We start from the raw sequence: 21243 nt of genomic DNA, 5'->3' as shown, positions 1-21243 counted from the left end.
CATTGCAATCCAGCTTATAAAAAGCCCGCTTAACAATTTCCCGAGGTGCGTTTAGCGCCTACCAGCACTGGATGCCCGACTCAGTTCGACTTTTACAACCCTTCCACCTCAATCCCATGTTCAGCCAGCCATTCCTTGCGCTGTGCGTAATCGGGCATGGCGCGCTCGAGCCGTAGCCAGAACTCTGGGGTGTGGTGCGGCTCGTGCAGATGGACCATTTCATGGACCACGACATATTCCGCGATGCGCTTGGGCAGAAGGATGCTCTTCCAGTGGAAGTAGAGAACTTCACCTTTACCGCATGATCCCCAGCGATAACCAAGATCCTGCACCCGGACCCCTCCGGGGGAAACGTCCATACGTCCTTGGTACTCCTTTGCCCGCAAGGCGAGCCAGTTACGGGCATGCAAGCTGTACCAGCGAATAAAGTGGTCCCTCGCCTGTGGCAGCTGGCTTCGTAGCAGCAGAAAGCGTCCCCCCGTCAGTTTCAAGGGCACATCCTGCTCGTCGACCAGCTTAAGTCTGTAGCTGCGGCCGAGGTACAGGAAGCCTTCGCCCTCCACATATTCCTTGGTGGGCACGGCACGAAGCAGGCGTTCCTTCTCGGCCAGACGAGAGTAAATCCAAAAGCTCTTTTCCTGCACGAATCGGCTCAGCGACTCTTCGTCCGCCTCAGGAGGTGCCGAGAGCACCAGCGTGCCGTCACGTTCGACGGTGATCTGCAGCGTCTTGCGCCGCGCACTGCGCCGCAGTGTCAGACACAGATCGTTGACCGTCAGGCTGGTTGCCATGTTCACACCAGCATCAGCTTGTCGTGGCTGGCCCGAGCCTGATCCAACAGCCGATCGGCCAGTATCCCAGCGGTGTCGATTTCAACAAGAGGCGGTCGCAAAAGCATCAGGTGGTCGAACAATCGGCCGGTGAGGTCTTCCTGGGCTACCCGCTTACGGGGGCTCCAGATGTCCCGGTGGCTCTGCAGTTCATCAACAAGCAGATCGACCAACCCCACTGTCACATCCTTCAATCGTATCAGTTCAGCTGGCTGAGGGTCCGCCTCGGCACAGACGACCTCCAATACGGTGCGCAGAAACGGCGCGTAATGCTCGGGAAGATCCGCCGCATTTGTCTCGTCGTTGATCTGCCCAGAGCGCAGTTCGGAAATGATCTTCTGCAACTGGGCGACCAATACGTCCCACTGCTCACCGAGCGATTTGAGGATATCGTTCAGTCGCTCGGACAGTTTTCGAAACAGCACCGGATCCTCATCGGCATGCTTGCGGATGTGCGAGCGAATGGCATGCTCCATTTCCGAGGCTTTGGCGCGATCGTTGGAGCTGCGTGACATTTGCTTCTCGAAATCTGCATCGGTCAGCTGAATAGGCGGAATTTTTGGATCGACACCCAGAGATATAACGTGGTCGTCGATCAGTTTGCGCACCTTCGCACCGATGTCCTTGCCCAGCACCGGCAGGTCCTTGTAACGGTTGCGGGCGCGAGCATGAATATAGGCTAAACGCTTGGCGTCCTTGACGAAGGGCAGTCCCTCTGCCCGCGGCAAAACGGTATCGAGCGAAGCGAGGAAGGCCTTGAGTTTGACGGCGAACTCCGCCCGTACCTTCTCCTGATTGAGGGCGGCCAGGCAGGCTTCGGTATCGTCCAGCGACTCGATACCCTGGCGCCGCAGTACATCGACCACTCGCAGGTGGCGATCACGCAGGATCGGCACCTCGTCCTTGATGCTGACCAGCGCACCTTCAATATCCTCGTCAGCATAGGCTGCTAAGGCTTCTTTCAGGTGATTGGCCACGCCGTAGTAGTCCACGACGATGCCGCAGCGCTTGCCGTGGCCGGTACGGTTCACCCGGGCGATAGCCTGTAGAAGCTCGGCCTCCTTGATTGGTCGATCCAAGTACATGACGCCTTCGATGGGGGCGTCAAAGCCGGTTAGCAGCATCGACTTGACGATCAGAAAGGCCAGTGGATCGGCTTTACCCGGATGCTCATCACGCAACGGCTTCTTGAAGCGTTTGATCAGTTGTTCGTGCTTTGCGTCATCGGTCCACGTTTTCCATGACGGATCGTCGTTGTTGCTTCCGGAAATGATTGCGGCGAATTCCAAGCTGCGCAGCGTCTCGCGGTAACGCCAGGCCTGGATGCGCGCCTGTACTTTGGGTGGACGGACACACAGGGCTTCGTCGTCGAGCATCTTTTCGGCTTCTGGCAGTGACTCTGCCTCGCGCAGCAGTTCGTCCCGAGCGCCCTGTAAGGCGCTGAAATAACGAATGGCGGCCAGCCGACTGTAAGCCACTACCTGAGCTTTGTAGCCGTTGGGCAAGATATTGGTGACGTAGTGACGAAGGATGTCGCGCGCTTTATCGTCGATCAGCGCCGGGGCGTCGAAGATATGGCCCTTGGTGGCGTACTTTTTCTTGATCAGCTCCAGCTCTTCGCTACTGTGTTCGCGGAAGAGATCCTCAAACAACTCATCCAGGCTGGCACCATCCTTGACCGCGCCTTGGGCCGTACGGCCCTCGTACAGCACCGGCACCGTAGCGCCATCGGCTTCGGCTTCCTTGATAGTGTATTTGTCGATAAATGCACCGAAAATTTCATGGGTCCGCTTCTTGTCGCCCATGATGATCGGTGTGCCAGTGAAGCCGATGCGTGCGCAGTTGGGCATTCCCGCCATCAGGCTGGCCTGCAGGTCGCCGGCCTGGGTACGGTGAGCCTCATCCACAAGCACCAAAATGCTTTCGTCGCTGTTCAATACTTCGAAGGGTTTGCTGACTTGGTAGGAGGCGCGATTCTCGGCAGCCTTGAGCCCAGCGTCAGGCATTCCGGGTAGATCGTTTTCGCCCAGTGCCTCATCGTTTTCCAGTTCAGAGTTGCGGTACTTCTGGATGGTAGCGAAGACCAGGCCAGGCCCCTTACGACGAGCTAGAACCTTTACGCCCTCAGTGCTAGAGGCCACTTCTGGCTGCTCGCCGGTCAGCGTGGCGGTTGCCGACAACTGGCTCTGCAAGTCCTTACGGTCAGTCACCACGATGACTTTGAAGCGCCGTAGTTGGGAGTCGGTGCGCATTTTTCGCACCAGGAACACCATGGTCAGGCTCTTACCCGAACCCTGAGTATGCCAGACGATGCCGCCGCGCTGGTCGTACTCACCGTGCTCGTGGCGGGTCTGGCCGGTCTTCAGACGGGTAATGGCGCGGTTTACAGCACGGTATTGCTGATAGCGGCAGACAGTCTTGATGGTCTGCCCACCGACCTGCATAAACAACATGAAATGGCGCAACACATCCAGCAGGTGAGCAGGGGACAATAGGCCGACAATCAGCCGCTCCTGTTCGGACAAGGCGGATTTGCCCAGTGCGCTCGCCACTTCCTGCTCGCTGCCTTGGCCGTCCGGGCCGACGACTGTCTTCCACTGCGCGAAATGAGCGAAGCCGGCCCCGATGCAACCGACGCGCGCCTCGTCGAAGCTGCTGGCGATCAGTAACTGGACACTGGCAAACAATGCCTCGTTGCCTTCGTTGTCTTCAACTTCGAAGGCCGCTTTGCGTTGATTGCTGTAACGACGCAGTTGGTCGACGGCGTCTGTCAGTGGCTCGGGTATGGATGGGCTCTTGCACTCCACCACCACAAGCGGAATGCCGTTCACCAGCAACACCAGGTCGGGGACGATGAATTTTTTGCCACTGTTGTAGCCTGGCGGGCAGTCCACTCGATACTGGTTGATCACGGTGAAGTAGTTGTTGGTCGGCGTCTCCCAGTCGATGTACTGGATCGTCTGGCCACGACCGCTATCCCAGCCAGGAAGGCCATCCACCGTGATGCCCTTGAGCAGTAGCTCGGTGGCTTTCTGATTGGCTTCCATCAGCTTGGCGGTGCCCAGGCGAGTGATGGCTGAAACAGCCTCGCTGATGCGCTCATCATCCAGCCATGGTTCGCCGTCGCGCAGGTTGATGGTTCGCAGCCGTTCGCGCAGTTGGGCTTCCTGAATAACTTCGGCAAAGGTATTGCGACCCGTCACAGCCGGGATGTCGAGACTGCCCTCAATGTGTGTCCAGCCCAGTCCTTGCAGCTGTGCGACAAAGGGTTGCTCAACGTCGTACAGTTCCCAGCCCATCTCTCCACTCCATTTTCAATGGATGAAATCTATCTGATCTCATCCGATTCCATCAGATTTAGTTGGTGCCCATACGGGCAGATGTCAGCTTAACAGCTGCTCAATTATCGGCCAGCTCGTGCTCGATTTGTTCAATGCTGGGCAGGGTGGTTTGCAACTCAGCTGGGAGCGCCTCCATCAATTGATATTCCGCTACACCCATGGGTTTGGCACTGTCACGCAGGGCGTATTCCGCCACCACCTTATTCTTGCTCTTGCACAGCAACAGGCCAATGGTGGGGGCATCGTGTTCGCCTTTCATCTGTGCATCCACGGCCGTCAGGTAGAAGCCCAACTGACCCAGATGCTCGGGCTTGAACTTGTCGGCCTTCAGTTCTATCACCACATAGCAGCGCAGCTTGAGGTGATAGAACAGCAGATCGATGAAGAAGTCGTCGCCGCCCACTTCCAGCGGAACCTGCCGGCCAACAAAGGCAAACCCAGCACCTAGCTCCAGCAGAAAACGGGTGACATGCTGCATCAGGGCGTGTTCGATTTCGCGCTCGTTTGCCTCCCGGTTCACGCCGAGGAAGTCAAAAATATAGGGATCTTTCAGCACCTGTTGGGCCAGGTCCGAGCCCGGAGCCGGCAGTCTTGCCGAAAAATTGGTCTGCGCCTGACCTTCACGCTCCAGCAAGCAAGTTTCGATGTGCATACTCAGTACGCTGCGCGACCAGCCATATTCGACGGCCCGTTGGGCATAGGCCTGCCGTTGCTGCGGGTCTTTCAGCTTGGCGAGCAGCACCAGGTTATGGCCCCAAGGCAATTGTCCAACAGCCTGTTGGACAATTTCAGCGTCCGGCCAAGCCTCGGCGAAGGCGCGCATGTACATCAGATTAGCGCGGGAAAAACCCTTCATATCAGGGAAGTCCGTACGCAGGTCGTGAGCCAGCCGTTCGATCACTTTGGCGCCCCAGCCTTCGCGGCTTTGACGCTCAAGTATGTCGCTGCCGATCTGCCAGTAGAGCAGCACCAACTCGCGATTGACTGTCTGCACCGCACGCTGCTGGGCGTGGTGGATGCGGGTTTTCAGTTCGCTCAGCCAGTCGATGTAGCCGCTGGGTGGATCGATTAGCGAGATAGGGCGTGAGTTGCTCATAGAGTGGTTACTCTCAGCCTGGAGGGGACACGTACGCGACCAGATAGAAGATCGTTCATGAGGCCGCCTTTCAGCTCAATTAGCTTGCTTAGGCTCAAGGCTTCAGCACTGAGGCGCTGGTTTATTTCATCAACTTTAACGTTGCCTGTTCCTTGCTCGGTAATGGAGGGTAAGCAAATCAGTAGCTTGCAAATTTGTCGCTGGGATATGTTTTTCTGCCCGCTACTGCCATTGAGCATGCCAGCAATTTGCTGGCGAGTTTTCTCAAAAGACATCGCTCTCACCAGATGACTTGCTAGTAAGCGAGACTGGTCGGGTATGAGGCGAAGCGTCTTATCAGAAAGCATTAGTCGCGCTGGCGTTTGCTCTATCAGAACAGTCCTGGCCACAAAATCAGCAACCCCGTTTGCTCTAGCAAGAAGCACGTCTCCTACGTGCACCTCAAGCACTGGAATTGGTTTTAGATCGCTAGGTAGTTTCTTTGCTTCGGAGGGAATATATCGATTTGACGTAATTGCACTAAGTTTGAGTACACCCCATTCGCCCGCGCTAGGAACTTCTTCCGGGCAGCTTGGACTCCAACCAGCATCAATTCTTAATAATACCGTTCCTACCTCGACGACCTGCCACTCCTTCGGAATCCATCCCAAACGCGACTCCTTGTAAAGTTGAGGGGCTTCGCTCTGCGGCGGGCGTAGTTCACTATTTGCGCCGACTCCTCGGGTCAGGAGGTCGTGCAACAGACCTTGTTTAAGGGTCTTGAGCTTGTCGATGATTTTCTCGGCTTCGCGGATAGACGTGTCGAGGGTATCTAGGATTTTTGCGATGGAACGCTGCTCGCCCAAATTGGTAGGTATCTTGATGTTAGCATTTAGATATTCTTCGAACTTGAGGTTGATGATGCCAGTAGTTTGCTGCTGGAGCGTTAATATTATCGGTTGACGGTAAAGCCACATCAGCATTCGCCACAAGAACTTCGGCTCGATCACACTTTGATTAGGGCGAAGGGTTTTGAAAAAATTCGAACATACGGCTGGATCTTGGTGTTGCGCTGCATCGAAGAACGCTACTCGACCTACTGGCTTGTCAGGTCCACCGCCTGAGCCTTCAAGTAGGATGTCACCATCCTTTAACCTCCGAGAGTTCAGCTTGTTCAAAGAAAGGCGGCGTAGGGCTCCAGAGCCGATAAGGTGGCCGTCATCGTCAATATCTGTAGCGCGTAGTACGCGGGCATTACCTGGTAGTGGCTCAGTTCCCCACTCCCCGGCGAAGCTCTCCGCCAAACACTCTCGAATGGTCCGGTTGGCCCAAGAGACTTCTTCAGACATAGCCCAGCTCCCGCAGAAATCCGTGTAACGCCTGTGTGGCTGCATCGCGCTTGTGTTCGATCTCGGTCAGCGTCACCCGGTATTTGTCCCACCAGTTGCAGAAGGCGGCGACTATTTGTTTGCGACGGACAGCGATGTAGCGCTCAACGATAGCCTGCATGTCATTGTGCAGGATGGTCAGCAGCAGCTCGGCAGCGGTTTCTGGAGTCAGGCCATCAACGGCTTGATTCAGATGGCTGGTAAAGCTTTCCTTTTTGATCTTGAGCTGTTTTTTAACCTTAGTCAGTTCGGCCTTCCACGCTTTAACCTGGGCCTCGTCGGCGGTGTCTTCCTCATCGCCTTCGGTTTCTTCGCTTTCACCTTCAGACTGTTCGCCATCCTCGCTCTTGGCTGGTGCGGCTGCCTTGAGCTGGCTTTCCAGTTCAGCCTTTTTGGCATCTAGCTCGGCCAGTTCGTTCACGAAGTCGCTAAGTAGAAATTTAACTAGCTTGTGCTCCAGCGGACTGTCCTTGCTGGCTTTGTCTTCCAGGGCTGTGACAATACTGGTTCGCCAGGCATCGGCCACACCCTTGGCACCGCGCGCCATCAGGGTGAGGAAGTCATATTTACTCTGGTACCAGAAACCGGCAACGATGCCGCGTACCTGGAAGGGGTCGAGCAGGCCAATGCTTTCCAGTGACTGACTGAAACTCTGTAGCAACTCGCTACGCAGGCTGACTAGGCTATTGCTGTTGTCCATCTGTCCAGCCAGCGCGGTGATGCGCGGACTGTGCTCTTCCCACCAGCTTTCAAAGGCGTCGCGAATTTTGGTTTCTTTGGTCAGAAGGCCGACATTGCCCTCAATGGTTGGCTTGAGCGCTTGGCGGCTGCCCAATTCTGGGCGGAAATCGAAATAGCGCTCGTCACGGATGACGAACAAGTCCTGCGGGTCGAGGCCGTGGGCCTGGAACAGGCTGGCTTTGGCCGTCACTTCGGACTTTGGGATGCCTCCAAGCAGATGGGCGCGCACGTCATGAGGCTCGGGTGTAGGGGCATTGTCCACATAGCGGCGGATGTTCAGGTTATAGCTGTTATCGCGCAGGGTGGTGATGTCGACGATATCGGACAGGCCGTCGATCTGGCGGAACTCATCGAAGGCGGTGGCGATCTTCTCGATATGCTCTGGCAGCAAGAAGTTCTGCGCGCGACCCTCGAAGTATTCTCGGTCGGCATTGATAAATAGCACTTTGCCCTGGCGCTCGACGGGTTTGCCGCTGACGCGATTAGCCCCGTCCTGTTTCTGTTGGCGCAGGATCAGGATACAGGCAGGGATGCCGGTGCCGTAGAACAGGTTAGCCGGCAGGCCGATCACCGCTTCTAGCAGATCATCCTCGATCATGCCAGCGCGGATACCTTTCTCCTCCCCGCCACGGAACAACACTCCGTGGGGCAAAACTGTGGCTACCATACCTTCGTCGCGGCAGACGCCAAGCATGTGCTGAAGGAACATCAAATCGGCCTTCTTGGAACCCAGCGGCACCTGCCCATAATTGAATCGCTCAGGGTGCTGTGGATTCCAGGCCGGCTGGCCATTGGCATCTTTCTCTGTGTGGCCCCAGTTGATAGAGAAGGGCGGATTGGTGAGGATGCGGTCAAAGCGCAGCAGTTCGCCTCCTTCCAAATGGCGCGGATCGCTTAGGGTGTCTTCGTTCTCCAACCAGGCCGTACTAATACCGTGCAGCAACATGTTCATCTTGGCGATGGACCAGACGGTGCCGTTGAACTCCTGGCCGAACAGGTTGGCCTTGCGGCCATCTTCGCCATGCTCGTCGATATATTCCTTGGCGGCGATCAGCATGCCACCCGAACCGCAGCAGGGGTCGTAGATGTCGTGTGCCAGTGTAGGTTTGAGTAGACGCACCATCAAACGTACCACCGAACGCGGCGTGTAGAACTCGCCGCCTTTTTTGCCAGCAGAGTCGGCGAACTCGCCGATCAGGTATTCATAGGCGGCGCCGAGCAGGTCGGGAAACTCGAAGTCAGAATTGCGCAGGCGCACCTGGCCGAAGTGGCTGATTAACTGACGTAGCTTGAGGTCGGGGATCTTGCTCTGGCCAACCTTGCGGGTGAAGTCGATATGCTCCAGTACCCCATCAAGAGAGGTGTTGTTTTCCTCAATGCCCCCCAGCGCCTTATTGAGCAAATTGCCAACATTGATGTGTGCCTCGTTGAGCAGGTGCTTGAAGCGCGAGGAACGGGGCACCCAAAAACCGCCATCACGCTTGTACCAGCGGGGATTTTCGGCGGAGACAAAGGCTTCGGCTTGGCTCTTGCCCGCCTGGATTTCCTGAGCTACGACCTCCTCGTACCGCTCCTCGAACACGTCAGAGCAGCGTTTGAGGAACAACATTCCAAAGATGTATTCCTTAAATTCCGAGGCATCCATCTTGCCACGCAGAATGTCTGCTGCCTTGAACAGGTGACGTTCCAGTTGTTGAAGCGTTAGGGGCATTACGGCTTTCCTTTTCATCGCCTAGCGAGCGACGTATTTCTAAGGGATATCGATGATGAGCGAATTCTAACCTAGGATCCCTGAGCAAGCTGCCTGGTATCGCAGGGTGTCCGGCATAGTCCAACAAGGTCTGCCGATCTATTTGCCGCGCATCGTTAAACCCTGGCCCATCCTCTGACCGACACCACCGAACAAACGCCTGCCATCGATCACTGTGCGCTTTGACCGTGCCGTAATGTCCACCGCCAAACAGATCTTTCAGCGCTTGCGACCCGGCGTAGCTCAGTTGCCGACCATAGCCAAAATTCCGCCCGTCCCGTCTACCTACCAGTGCCATGATAAAACTCCTCTCGAAGCCAAACCTTTGAGACTTTCCCCACGTCATCCCGCCAAGAATGTTGAGTGTTATCAGGGATCAAGGCCCCTGCGACCTGTGAGGGTTGTCCACTAACGCGGGACTGGCGGCTCTTTACGACCGGGAGCTTGGGCATCTCATGATCTGGCCTCCTGAGCACTTCCGAGGAAGTGGGCGGGTGGAGGCTGCGCTGGCTGACGAGACCGGCACCGCGGGATCCTGAGTCGGGTGAAGGCAGTGATGTGATGACCGGGGCATGCCTGACTGTCAGTCAGGTGCAGTCCATTCCGTAGGCTGCGGCACCATCATCTGCATCGCTGTTGCTGGTGACTTCGGTGTTTGTCACGCCGATTGTCACGAGGGGAAATGCCGCAAAGCCTTGTATTGCATGGGCTGCAGCAGCGGTAGGAGCGCCCGTCTCTTTCCAGGAGAAAGAGACGGGCGCTGGTTGGCGCAATGAAATGGCCAAGCGGATGAGTTGCTGCAGCGCAGCTATGACGGGGATGAGTTGCCGCAGTGGGAACTCTGGTAAAAGTAGGCATCCATCACATTGCTGTGACCGTGCGAGCCGCCGGACGCTAATCGCACTTTGGGAGAACCACCACGGTGTGGCGTAGCCTTAAAGGTTCGGGCTACCTGGGTTGCTGTCAATGACAGCGCTTTGCCCGATCTTTTCTACGCCGGTGGATAATTTGGGTCAAGGCTCGATTTTTCGGGAATTCTGCGGCTGTTGATGAAATTATCCACCTGTGGAGATCTGTGGTTTTCCACAGATAGTTGCGTGGGCTTTAGATTTTTTAAGTGAGGTCCCTTTAAGCAGGGAGGCTACGCATCCCTGCTTAAAGGGACCCGGCTTTTAAAGTCGGTAACCAGAGACCTCGTGGTCCTACACCGATATTGGTTTCGCCGCAGTTGCGGGATTGTCGCCTTTGCGCCCCAAGGTCCGACGCATTCAGCGGTCGCCGCCTCATCATTCCCCCGATGTTTCGCGTTGGCTCTCATCCGTGTGTTCAGGTGTAGATGTAGCGTAGATGGCCCACGCGTGCATCAGCTCTCGTCGCTTATCAAAAAAGTCTGATCGAGAATATGCGCTTTCCGTTTCCCCGCGCTCGTCATGGGCCAGTGCGAGCTCGCAGATATCTCTTGTGAAAGGCGTGCTTTCACCTGCCCAGTCCCGGAAGGTTGAGCGGAAGCCGTGACGAGTGATGTGCTCATAACCCAGCGCATGTAGCAGATTGCGAATGCCATTAGCGTGCATCACGCCGCTTCGGCCGTGGCCGGGGAAAACGTAGGGACTTCTAATATTGATTTTCGGAAGGCCCTTCAGAAGTGAAAGTACCTCCGGGGCCAGGGGAATCGCGAACGCTTGTCGTGTTTTCATGCGCTCATCAGGCAGAGACCATCGACCCAACTCCAAGTCAAATTCATCCCAGCGTGCGAATCGGACCATATGCGAGCGAGCCCCGGTTAGGATCAGTAACTGAGCTGCGACAGAAACGTGGCTGGTATCCTTGCGTAAGGCTTCCATGAGCTTCGGCAGGTCCTGCCATTTCAATGCAGGATGATGTTGGCGTTTGCGAGCTTTCTTCTTCTCATGCCGGTTGAGCAGGTTTTCGAGATGGCCGCGCCAGCGTGCCGGATTCTCTCCGGTCCTGAGGCCACGGGCTCTGGCGGCATCCAGGATCTGTTCGATCTGCCCACGTACTTCGTCAGCCGTCCGCGTTTTAGTTGACCATATTGGCTGCAAGGCTTTGATCAGATGCTTGGTCTCGATCTGGGCAGCTGAAAGCTTCCCTACCGTAGGGAATGCATAGAGCTCGAGTTTCCTCAGCCAGCCCTTGCGCCATTTCTCCGACCAGCTCGAGCCGTGGGCATCTCGATAGTCCGTGGCCAATTTCTCGAAGGTAATCAGATGTGCCAGTTCTCGGCGCTCTGCCTCCCGCTGAGCGGCTTGTTCAGCTTGTCGTTTCGCTAGTGGATCAGTGCCGTGGAGGATCTGGACTTTATTTTCATAGGCGGCTGCGCGGGCTTTTTTCAGGTCGAGCTGAGGGTAACTTCCCAGACCCATCTCCCTACGTTTGCCGTTCAATTGAAAGCGGAGTACCCAGGTTTTTCGTCCTGAGGGTTTCACTAAAAGACGAAGCCCATCACCGTCTTCGTACGTCCCAGCCTCAACCAGATTTCTGACTTTATTGGCGGTCAGTTTGCCCATTTTTTCGCCCTCTGTTCCCCCACTTGTTCCCCCACTTGCGCGTGGAACATCTCGGATCAAAACGGAAGTCACAGGAATAAAAATAGGCTGAAACCCTTGATTTAGCAAGGCTATAGCGGTTTTTGGTAGATGAGTGTGGCTTTCAAAAAGACATTAAAAAGCCGGCTTGTGGCCGGCTTCTCGGGGACTGGCTTGGCTTATTTTTGGTAAACCGCACCAGCCTGCAAAACGTACACCCAGCTCTTGCGGCTGGCTGTGGGGCTAGGCGGGAAAATCATCCGCTTTGCCGGGCGATCTGGCCGCTGGAGGGCCGATGCGCAAAGATGGGGCGCAGCATACGCATGTTCGCCGGGAATTCCCAGTGCGAAGCGCGATCCAGAGGCCTTGAGGGCGAAAATAGTGCCCAGGAGGCTGTTGCAGGATGCATGGCCGGGTGGGCCTCTTCACCGACAAGCGACCCGTGCGGGTGCCGGCAGATATAAAAAAGCCCCGATCACTCGGGGCTTTTCTTGAAGCTTGTCGCTCGAAGCTTGTAACGGCCTCTTAGCCTTTGTAGGCAGCAACCGACTTCAGGATCTCGGCACGGGCCGCATCAGCGTTGCCCCAACCGTCGATCTTCACCCACTTGCCTTTTTCGAGGTCCTTGTAGTTCTCGAAGAAGTGCTTGATCTGCTCCAGCAGCAGCGGTGGCAGGTCGGTGTATTCCTTCACGTCCACGTACAGCTGGGACAGCTTGTCGTGAGGAACCGCGATCACTTTGGCGTCGCCGCCGCCGTCGTCGGTCATGTTCAGGATGCCGACCGGACGAGCACGGATCACCGAGCCTGGAGCCACTGGGTATGGGGTCACGACCAGCACATCCAGGGGATCGCCGTCGTCAGCCAGGGTGTTGGGGATGAAGCCGTAGTTGGCCGGGTAGAACATCGGGGTGGCCATGAAACGGTCAACGAACAGGCAGTCGCTGTCTTTGTCGATTTCGTACTTGATCGGCGCGTGGTTGGCCGGGATTTCGATCGCGACGTAGATGTCGTTCGGCAGGTCTTTGCCCGCCGGAATCTTGCTGTAGCTCATTGGGCATTGCCCCCGTTAGTTGACCAAATGACTTGGCCGGATTGACCAAAAAGTGGCGGCGATTATAGACACACTCCGCTACCGATGCCACGTACCAGGGGTCGTAGGTCCCCGGTTGCAGTGTCTTGCTGGCACGTCTTCAGATGAACAACGTAATGGCCCGGCAAGACATTAGTGTTGCGCTTGATAGACCGGATCATGCGCCTGAAGTTGCTGCAGCCTGGCCAGCGGATTTTGCCGATAGAACAGCTGCAGTTGCTCGTAGACTTTCGGATAAGCCGCCACCAGCAGGTCCGGGGCGCTGAAGAAGTATTCGCTGGTCACGGCGAAGAACTCCGCCGGGTTTTCCGCAGCATAGGGATCGATGGCGGTTTCGGCGTCCGGATCATGATCGAGCTGGCGATTGAGGTCGTCGTAGGCACTTTGCATGACCTGGGCCCAGTCGCTGACCCGCATGTCGCTGTGCAGCGGCGGCAGGCCGTTGGCATCGCCATTGAGCATGTCCAGCTTGTGGGCCAGTTCGTGGATGACCAGGTTGTAGGCCTCCCAGCCACCGCTGGCCAGGACCCCGGGCCACGCCAGGATGACCGGCCCCTGTTGCCAGGCTTCACCGCTGTGTTCGCCGTCCCATTCGTGCTCGATACCGCTGGCATCGCGATGGCGCTGGGGGCTGAGGAAATCGTCGGGGTAGAGGATGATTTCGTGGAAACCCTGGTACCAGTTCAGGTCGCCCAGGTGCAGCAACGGCAGTTGGGCCTGGGCGGCCAGCAGCAGGCGCTGTTCCTGGTGCAGCTCGACTCCCGGCAGGGCTGTCAGGTGCTTGTCGTCCAGGAACAGCACGCTGGCTTCGCGCAACCACTGGTCCTCGGCGGCACTGATGCCGTCGAGGAAGGGCAATTGCTGGCGGACCTGCTGCCAGGTCTGGTCGCTGACCGGATGTTTGGCCAGGCGGCGCTTGCGGCGCCAGGCGCTCAAGGACCACATGCTGGTCAGCGGGTCTCGGCTTTTTCCGCGTTACGGCCGAAACGGCTGCGCAACACACCGATGATCATCGGTACCAGGGACAGGAGGATGATGGCTACCACCAGCAGCGACAGGTTTTTCTTGATGAACGGTACGTTGCCGAAGAAATAACCCAGGGTCACCAGGCCGCCGACCCAGAGGATGGTGCCGGCCACGCTGAAGGCGAAGAAACGTGCATAAGGCATTCTGGCGACGCCGGCAACGAAGGGCGCAAAAGTCCGGATGATGGGCAGGAAGCGCGCCAGGGTTACGGTCTTGCCACCGTGTTTTTCATAGAAATCGTGGGTTTTCTGCAGGTAGTCGCGACGGAAAATCTTCGAATTGGGGTTGCTGAACAAACGCTCCCCAGCCGTTCGTCCGATCACATAGTTGGTGCTGTCGCCCAGGATCGCCGCAAGCATCAGCAGCCCGCCCAGCAATACCGGGTCCATGCCGCCACCGGCCGCTACCGCACCGGCGATGAACAGCAGTGAATCCCCTGGCAGGAAGGGAGTGACCACCAGTCCTGTCTCGCAAAAAATCACCATGAACAAGATGGCGTAGATCCAGGGCCCGTAGTTGGTCACCAACATGTCGAGATAGACGTCGAGATGAAGGATTAGGTCGATCGGGTTGAAATCCATTGAGGCACCTGTAGTGGTGGCCTGGCTCGGCAGGCCTGTGCGATAGCTTTGAGAAAAGGACTTAAAGGGTGTGCGACTTTTCTGGGAAGCGGAAAAGGTCGGCATTATAAAGGCTGGGAGGTGAAATGCGTGTTCAGATTGTAGCGGCACATGTCGATCCGCAACCTGTCGGCACGCTGACAGACTCCGCAGTCTGGGATCGGGGACTAATGCCGATCAGTTAAGGACAGGGTAGGCGCGAGGGACTTCAGAGCGCTGCGTTTATCCAGTCGATACGCGCTACCGTTAACGAGCATCGACCGGTTGCTCCTACAGAGGATCACCTCGCTTGACTGATTGGCATTAGGCCCGGGGGCGCTTTCAGTCTTCGCTGATAGGCAGGATGTAGTTCTTGAACTCGGTATCCTCGCGAAATCCCATGGATTCATAGGTCTTGCGCGCCACTTCGTTGTCGCTGCTGGTGGAAACCCGCATGCGCACGGCATTGGTTTCCTTGGCCATCTTCTTCGCAGTGCGCATCAGGTTGTCGGCCACCAGCTGGCGCCGGGCGTCCTCGGCGACGTAGATGTCGTTGAGAATCCAGACCCGCTTGAGGGACAGGGACGAAAAGCTCGGATAGAGCTGGCAGAAACCCAGCAACTTGCTGTTGTCATCATCGGCCAGGGCCAGGTAGATCACCGACTCCTTGCGCCGCAGGCGCTTTTCCAGGAACGCCCGGGAAGAGTCCGGGTAAGGCAGGGCGCCATAGAACTCGCGGTACTTGACGAATAGCGGGGTCAACAGATCCAGGTGCTCGAGGGTTGCTTGAGTAATCCGCATGATGGCTCTCAACTTCAAGTGGATGTGACGGCACAAGTTGGATGACTCGGGGCAGCCGCGTTGCGATGCTGCCCAAAGCGGTTAAAAAGCGCAATCGTCTTGCAAAATCACACTTGGGGCGGGCCCAGGAGGAAGTTGCCCTTCATGTCCGCGGGCGAGTCGCTGTCCAGGGTCTGGACCTGCGCCTCGTCCTTGAGGTTCACCCCCGACAATTGCCGGCGGCAGGCTTCGCGCATCAGGTACAGCAGCCGATGGGCGGCCATGCCGTAGCTCAGGCCCTCCAGGCGTACGTTGGAGATGCAGTTGCGGTAGGCATCGGTGAGCCCGACCTTCGGCTGGTAGGTGAAATATAGCCCCAGACTGTCGGGAGAGCTGAGCCCCGGGCGTTCGCCGATCAGGATGACCGTCATCTTGGCGCCCAGCAGCTGGCCGATTTCGTCGGCCACCGCCACCCGGCCCTGTTCCACCAGGACCACTGGCGACAGCGACCAGCCTTCGGCGGCGGTCTGTTCTTCCATGCGCGCCAGGAACGGCAGGGTGTGGCGATGCACGGCCAGCGCCGACAAGCCATCGGCCACCACGACCGCCAGGTCGACCCCGCCGGGGTGGGCCTGGGCGTACTCACGCAGGGCCTGGGCCGACTCGTCGCTGAGCCGGCGCCCCAGGTCAGGGCGTTGCAGGTAGCTGTGGCGGTCGGTGGCGGCGCTGTGCAGCAGCAGGCTGTCGCGGCCCCGCTCGGCCAGCTGGGCGCTGAGTCCGGCATGGTCGAACGGCAGGTGCACGGCATCCCGGGCCTGGGCATGGGCGAACTGGAAATCCAGCTGGGCGCCAGTGGGCAGGCTGGTGCCGGTGCGGCCCAGGGCGATACGCGCCGGGGTCAGGCGGCGCAGTTCCAGCCAGGGGTTTTGTGAGTCGCTCGGGTGTTTTTGCATGAGCCTGTTCCTTATCCCAACTGGGCCAGTGCCTGGCGGAAGGCCGGAGGCAGGTTGTTGCCGAAATGCACCTTGCCGTCGGCCTGGGTGAAGATCCCGGTCCGCGCCAGCCATTGCTCGAATTCGGGCGCGGGCTTCAGGCCCAGGGTCTGGCGGGCGTAGAGGGCGTCGTGGAAGGACGTGGTCTGGTAGTTGAGCATGATGTCGTCGGACCCCGGGATGCCCATGATGAAGTTGATCCCGGCCACCCCCAGCAGGGTCAGCAGGTTGTCCATGTCGTCCTGGTCGGCCTCGGCGTGGTTGGTGTAGCAGATGTCGCAACCCATGGGCACGCCCAGCAGCTTGCCGCAGAAATGATCCTCCAGGCCGGCGCGGATGATCTGCTTGCCGTTGTACAGGTACTCCGGCCCGATGAAGCCGACCACGGTGTTCACCAGGAACGGCTTGAAGTGCCGCGCCACGGCGTAGGCGCGGGTCTCGCAGGTCTGCTGGTCGACGCCGAAGTGGGCGTTGGCCGACAGCGCGCTGCCCTGGCCGGTCTCGAAGTACATCAGGTTCTGCCCCAGGGTGCCGCGGTTCAGGCTCAGCCCCGCTTCGTAGCCTTCCTTGAGGATGTTGAGGTTGATGCCGAAGCTGGCGTTGGCCGCTTCGGTGCCGGCGATCGACTGGAACACCAGGTCCAGGGGCACGCCACGGTTGATCGCCTCGATGGAGGTGGTGACGTGGGTCAGCACGCAGGCCTGGGTGGGGATCTCGTAGCGCTGGATGATGGCATCGAGCATTTCCAGCATGGCGCAGATCGAGGCAATGCTGTCGGTGGCCGGGTTGATGCCGATCATGGCGTCACCGTTGCCGTACAGCAGGCCGTCGAGAATGCTCGCGGCGATACCGGCCGGCTCGTCGGTGGGGTGGTTGGGCTGCAGGCGGGTGGACAGGCGCCCACGCAGGCCCAGGGTGCCGCGGAACTTGGTCACCACGCGGATCTTCTGCGCCACCAGCACCAGGTCTTGCAGGCGCATGATCTTCGATACCGCGGCGGCCATTTCCGGGGTCAGGCCCGGGGCCAGGTCGCGCAGGCTCTGCTCGTCGGCAGCGTCACTGAGCAGCCAGTCGCGAAAACCACCGACGGTCAGGTGGCTGACCGGGGCGAAGGCCGCCTTGTCGTGGCTGTCGATGATCAACCGGGTAACTTCGTCGGATTCGTAGGGGATCAGCACCTCTTCGAGGAAGTGCTTGAGGGGGATGTCCGCCAGGGTCATCTGCGCGGCCACCCGCTCGCCGTCGTTGAGGGCGGCGACTCCGGCCAGGAAGTCCCCGGAGCGGGCCGGGCTGGCCTTGGCCATGACTTCCTTGAGGCTGTCGAAGCGATAGGTCTGAGTACCTACGCTGTGGGAAAATTGGGCCATCTCAGTCTCCGTTTCAACGATGTAGGGGCGTTGCCGAGTGCTGGCGGATCATCAGGATGCCACCTTCTTCAGCAGGTTTTCCAGACGGTTGCCGGCAGCCCGGTGCTGGAGGATGGCAAAGGCCTTTTCCGCCACCAGGCTGCCGCCTTCCAGCGGAGGCAGGCCACCGCTGTAGATGTTCGAGATCACGGTGTATTCGTAGCCGATATCCGGGTTGCCGCTGAACTGAGCGGCGGCGCGCCGGGCCTGGTCGTCCGGCAGGCGGTAGCCCAGGTAGGCGGACATGCTGCGCGAGGCCAGGGCATCGCCACCGGGGCGTTCGCCGATCAACACGATGATCAGCTGCGGTTGCAGCGCCTCACCCACCGACTCCGCCAGCTTGACCCGGCCGTAGGGCGCGAGGATCGGTTGGCCGATACGCAGCTGGCGGCTGCGCAGGCCGTCCATCAGCACCGGGAGCAGCTCGGGAATGTTGTGATGGATGGCCTCGGCACTGAGGCCATCGGAAATCACGATCTGCACGTCGTTGTATTCCGGTTGCAGTTGGCGCAGTACCTCTTCGGTCAGGCGTGCCCCCAGTTCCGGGTCCTGCAGATGGGCCAGCTTGTCCGGGGCGGCGGTGCGCAGCTCGCGCAGGGGAATCTCGCCGATCTCGGCCGGTCGCAGGTCGACGTAGATCGCCTCCCGGGCTACCGCCAGGTTGGCCCGAACGATGCGCGAGACAGTGTTGGCCGGGCGCGGCCCGGCGTTATCGAAGCCGTAGGTGGCCGGGGTGGACTCCAGCAGGCGCTGGAAGTCGATGTCCGACTCGCAGAAGATCCGCGGGTTGCCCCAGTTCGGCCCACGCTCGACGTTGCCATGGGCATCCTCCTGGAAGATCCCCTTGGCCAGGGCCCAGCGCAGGTACTCCGGCGCTGGGGCCAGGTCGTGGACTTCGCGCAGGGTCTGGTTGTCGTGGGCGCTGGTATCGAAGTAGGCGAGCATGCGGTCGGTGCTCAGGTACACGTCCATGAAGAAGTTGGCGCCGGCCGCGGTCAGCAGCTCGGTGGCCATCTGCTGGCCTTCCAGGGTCACCTGGGAGTGCAGGGTGTAGCAGGGCGCCATGCCCATGGGCAGGCCCAGCAGCTTGCCCATGAACTGGTCCTGCAGGCAGGCGTAGGTCATCTCGAAGTTGTCGAGGTGGGTTTCCGGGCCGATGAACCCGGTGACGTTGTTGACCATGTACGGCCGATAGCGCCGGGCCAGGCCGTAGCACAGCGCCTCGCAGGTGGTCATGTCGATGCCTTCGTGCTTGCCGTAGGTCAGCTCGCTGCCCTGGCCGGTCTCGAAGTACATGAAGTTTTCCGCCACGTCCCTGAGCGGGCCCCGCTCGGCCATAGCCTGCCAGGCCTGGTCGAGCAGTTGCACGGTGACGTCGAACTCGTCGGTCAGGGTGCGCTCGGTGCCCGCCAGGCTCTGGAACATGATTTCCACCGGCGCGCCCTGGTCCAGGCAGGCCAGTTGGGTTTTGATGTGCGACAGCACGCAGATCTGCGTGGGGGCCCCGGTTTCCCGGCGCAGCTTGTCCAGGTGGCGCAGGGTGGCGCTGATGTTGTCCACGGTGTCGATGGCCGGGTTGAGGCCGATCAGCGCATCGCCCGAGCCCATGCTCAGCCCGGTGTACACCAGCAGGGTGATGCCGCTGAGGTTGTCGGTGGGGTGGTTGGGCTGCAAGCGTGACGACAGGGTGCCAGGCAGGCCCACCAGGGTCCGGGCCTTGGCGGCCGCACCGCTCTTGAGCTTCTTGGACAGCAGGATCAGCTCGTGCACGTCCAGGAGCTTGGCCAGGGCGGCGACCATCACCCCGGTCAGGCCCGTGCCGATGCGACGGATCTGCGTGCCGTGGCTGCGCAGCAGGCGGTCCTTGAGGGCGCCCAGGGTCAACCCGGATATCTCGGCGAACACCTGGTGGTCGATGTCGTAGTTGACCTGCATGACGCTGTCGATACGGCCATGGCGGTCGGTGAGAGGGTGCTCGAAGTAGTGGCCCAGGGTCAGCTCCGAGAGCACCTTGCGGGCCGCTTCGCGAGTGATTTCGTCGGCCGCCGCCAGGCCAGCCACGCGGTCCCCGGCCTTGCTGATGTCGGCGGCGCCGAGCACCGCCTTGAGGTTGGCGAAGTGGATCTCGCGATCCAGGACCCGGGTGCCGTAGCTGCGCTCGGCGGGCACCTCGGGCAGGCGGATGTGCTGGAGTTCGGTGAGTGGCATGGCAGGACTCTCCTTGGTTCGCATCGCCTCAGTGCACGCCGTAGAAGGCGACGGGCACGATGTGCTGATGGGGTTTTCCCAGGTTGATGAAGTGCGCCGAGCGCTCGCGTACCTCGTCGATGACGATCAGGTTGCAAGCACTGCGCCCCCAGTCCGTGGCGTAGTTGCCCAGGACCTTGCCGATGTTGCTTTCCAGCAGCAGCACCAGAGGCCACTGCGGCTGCGGCGCCGCCGCTTGCAGGGCCTGGGCCAGGCGCGTGCCCAGTTGGCGGACCTGCTCCAACCGGGGAACCTGGCCGCCATCGAGCAATTGCAGGCAGGCCCCGTCGCGGCTGCCCAGGGCCAGGCCCAGGGCGTCGCCCAGTTGGCGCTCGCTGGCATCGATGGGCAGGCGCGCGACGATAGGCAGGTCCTTGAGCGGCAGCGCCTGCGGTCGTGGCAAAAACAGGGTGCTGCCGGAAATCTCGGTGTTGTGCAGGGTCAGGCCATAGACCGTGGCTCGCCCGCGGTTTTCCGGCAGCAGTCGGTTGGCATCCCCCACCAGCCGGGGCTGGCGAGCGATGGCCAGGGCCAGGTCGATGCCCAAATCGCCATAGAAGGTGGTGCCGGGCAGCGTTTCGCCTTGCAGGTGGCGATAGAGCAGCTCGCCGACGCCGCCGGAAAAGGTCAGCGCGGCGCTTGCATGGCCTTGGGGCAAGAGCAACGGCAATTGCTCGACCAGCCGGCCCAGCGCAGTGGCGAAGAACGCCCGGTCGCCCTCGGCGATCGCCAGCAACGCCTCGATGTACCAGGCGAGCACAGCGTCCCGCTCCAGGGGCATCAGCTCCTGGCCGAGCTCCCTGGCGATGCCCAGGTGCTGGAGCAGGGCCCGGCCGAACGCCGAGAGCTCCCTGAGCCGATAGCTACCGGGCTCGAATTGCAGGTGCCGGGCGCCGATGAAGTGGCAGCCAGTGGCCAGGACATTGCCATCCAGGCCCCAGGCAGCGTTGGTGGTACCGCCGCCAATGTCCAGGTTGAGCAGTGGCTGCTGGCGATGGAAACGGCTCAGGGCCGAGCAACTGCCCATGAAGGCCAGCCAGGATTCCAGGCCGCCGTCGTCGGCCCGGGTCACCAGGGCGTTGCCGAGCAGTTGCCCTACCTGGTGCGCCAGGGCCTGGGCATTGTGTCGCCGAGCGGCCAGGCCGGTGATGATCACCCCGCCGGAAAACAGCTGCTGCGGACGGACTCCGGCCTGTTCCAGCCAGCCTTCGATCAAGTCGCCGATGGCCCCGGTGTCGATGATGTCGTCCTTGAACGGCGTGAACACCGGGTCGCCGCGAAACAGCACGCGGGGTTCATTGAGGGCCATGCGTCCGGTGACGCACTGGCTACTGAGGCTGGCCTGGGCGATCAGCGCGCTGCTGGTGGTGGAACCGAAGTCCAGCCCCAGCAGCAATACCGGTGCGCCGCCCGTGATGGCTGGCATGCAG

14 protein-coding genes and 1 pseudogene are annotated in these 21243 nt (G+C 59.6%); all 15 read right to left on the bottom strand.

What is annotated here, in order from left to right:
• Positions 1–92: 92 nt before the first annotated feature.
• The 15 genes and pseudogenes from ATY02_RS32780 to ATY02_RS32705 all read right to left on the bottom strand — a co-directional run bounded on the left by ATY02_RS32780 (position 93) and on the right by ATY02_RS32705 (position 21239).
• The gene (locus tag ATY02_RS32780; RefSeq protein ID WP_068585647.1) at positions 93–791 is read right to left on the bottom strand and encodes a M48 family metallopeptidase; all 699 of its coding nucleotides are present in this window, start codon (positions 789–791) and stop codon (positions 93–95) included.
• Positions 792–793: 2 nt separating this feature from the next.
• Entirely contained in the window at positions 794–4129 is a 3336-nt protein-coding gene (locus ATY02_RS32775; RefSeq protein WP_068585650.1) for a type I restriction endonuclease subunit R, read from the bottom strand.
• Between the two features lie 100 nt (positions 4130–4229).
• Entirely contained in the window at positions 4230–5267 is a 1038-nt protein-coding gene (locus ATY02_RS32770) for a PDDEXK nuclease domain-containing protein (protein ID WP_068585653.1), read from the bottom strand.
• Entirely contained in the window at positions 5264–6595 is a 1332-nt protein-coding gene (locus ATY02_RS32765) for a restriction endonuclease subunit S (RefSeq protein ID WP_068585656.1), read from the bottom strand. Before ATY02_RS32765 ends, ATY02_RS32770 begins: the two co-directional genes overlap by 4 nt.
• Complete coding sequence (locus tag ATY02_RS32760) at positions 6588–9086, bottom strand: type I restriction-modification system subunit M (protein WP_068585659.1); 2499 nt, start codon at positions 9084–9086, stop codon at positions 6588–6590. Before ATY02_RS32760 ends, ATY02_RS32765 begins: the two co-directional genes overlap by 8 nt.
• A 106-nt stretch (positions 9087–9192) precedes the next feature.
• Positions 9193–9423 (bottom strand): annotated as a pseudogene (locus ATY02_RS36315) (integrase); the annotation flags it as partial.
• A gap of 988 nt (positions 9424–10411) precedes the next feature.
• Positions 10412–11653, bottom strand: coding sequence for a tyrosine-type recombinase/integrase (locus ATY02_RS32745; protein ID WP_068579674.1), 1242 nt, complete (start codon positions 11651–11653; stop codon positions 10412–10414).
• 543 nt (positions 11654–12196) lie between these two features.
• Positions 12197–12724 carry an inorganic diphosphatase gene (gene ppa, locus ATY02_RS32740; RefSeq protein ID WP_068579703.1) on the bottom strand — a complete coding sequence of 176 codons (528 nt, stop codon included), beginning with the start codon at positions 12722–12724 and terminating at the stop codon, positions 12197–12199.
• Between the two features lie 171 nt (positions 12725–12895).
• The gene (locus ATY02_RS32735; RefSeq protein ID WP_068579697.1) at positions 12896–13708 is read right to left on the bottom strand and encodes a zinc-dependent peptidase; all 813 of its coding nucleotides are present in this window, start codon (positions 13706–13708) and stop codon (positions 12896–12898) included.
• A 5-nt stretch (positions 13709–13713) separates the two neighbouring features.
• The gene (locus tag ATY02_RS32730; protein ID WP_068579694.1) at positions 13714–14370 is read right to left on the bottom strand and encodes a DedA family protein; all 657 of its coding nucleotides are present in this window, start codon (positions 14368–14370) and stop codon (positions 13714–13716) included.
• A 360-nt stretch (positions 14371–14730) separates the two neighbouring features.
• Complete coding sequence (locus ATY02_RS32725; RefSeq protein WP_068579692.1) at positions 14731–15189, bottom strand: GNAT family N-acetyltransferase; 459 nt, start codon at positions 15187–15189, stop codon at positions 14731–14733.
• Between the two features lie 107 nt (positions 15190–15296).
• Positions 15297–16121, bottom strand: coding sequence for an ethanolamine ammonia-lyase subunit EutC (gene eutC / locus ATY02_RS32720; protein WP_068579689.1), 825 nt, complete (start codon positions 16119–16121; stop codon positions 15297–15299).
• 11 nt (positions 16122–16132) lie between these two features.
• Complete coding sequence (locus ATY02_RS32715; protein ID WP_068579687.1) at positions 16133–17527, bottom strand: ethanolamine ammonia-lyase subunit EutB; 1395 nt, start codon at positions 17525–17527, stop codon at positions 16133–16135.
• Positions 17528–17578: 51 nt separating this feature from the next.
• On the bottom strand, positions 17579–19774 hold the full coding sequence (locus ATY02_RS32710) for an ethanolamine ammonia-lyase (protein WP_068579683.1): 2196 nt from the start codon (positions 19772–19774) through the stop codon (positions 17579–17581).
• A 28-nt stretch (positions 19775–19802) separates the two neighbouring features.
• Positions 19803–21239: an ethanolamine ammonia-lyase reactivating factor EutA gene (locus tag ATY02_RS32705; RefSeq protein ID WP_068579680.1), complete on the bottom strand. Its 1437-nt coding sequence runs from the start codon at positions 21237–21239 to the stop codon at positions 19803–19805.
• Between the last annotated feature and the right edge of the window lie 4 nt (positions 21240–21243).

Origin of the sequence: Pseudomonas sp. BIOMIG1BAC (assembly GCF_001705995.2) — a bacterium.
Classification (GTDB): domain Bacteria; phylum Pseudomonadota; class Gammaproteobacteria; order Pseudomonadales; family Pseudomonadaceae; genus Aquipseudomonas; species Aquipseudomonas sessilinigenes.
The sequence above is the reverse complement of the archived record's forward strand: the minus strand, read 5'-3'. Positions and strand labels throughout refer to the sequence as shown.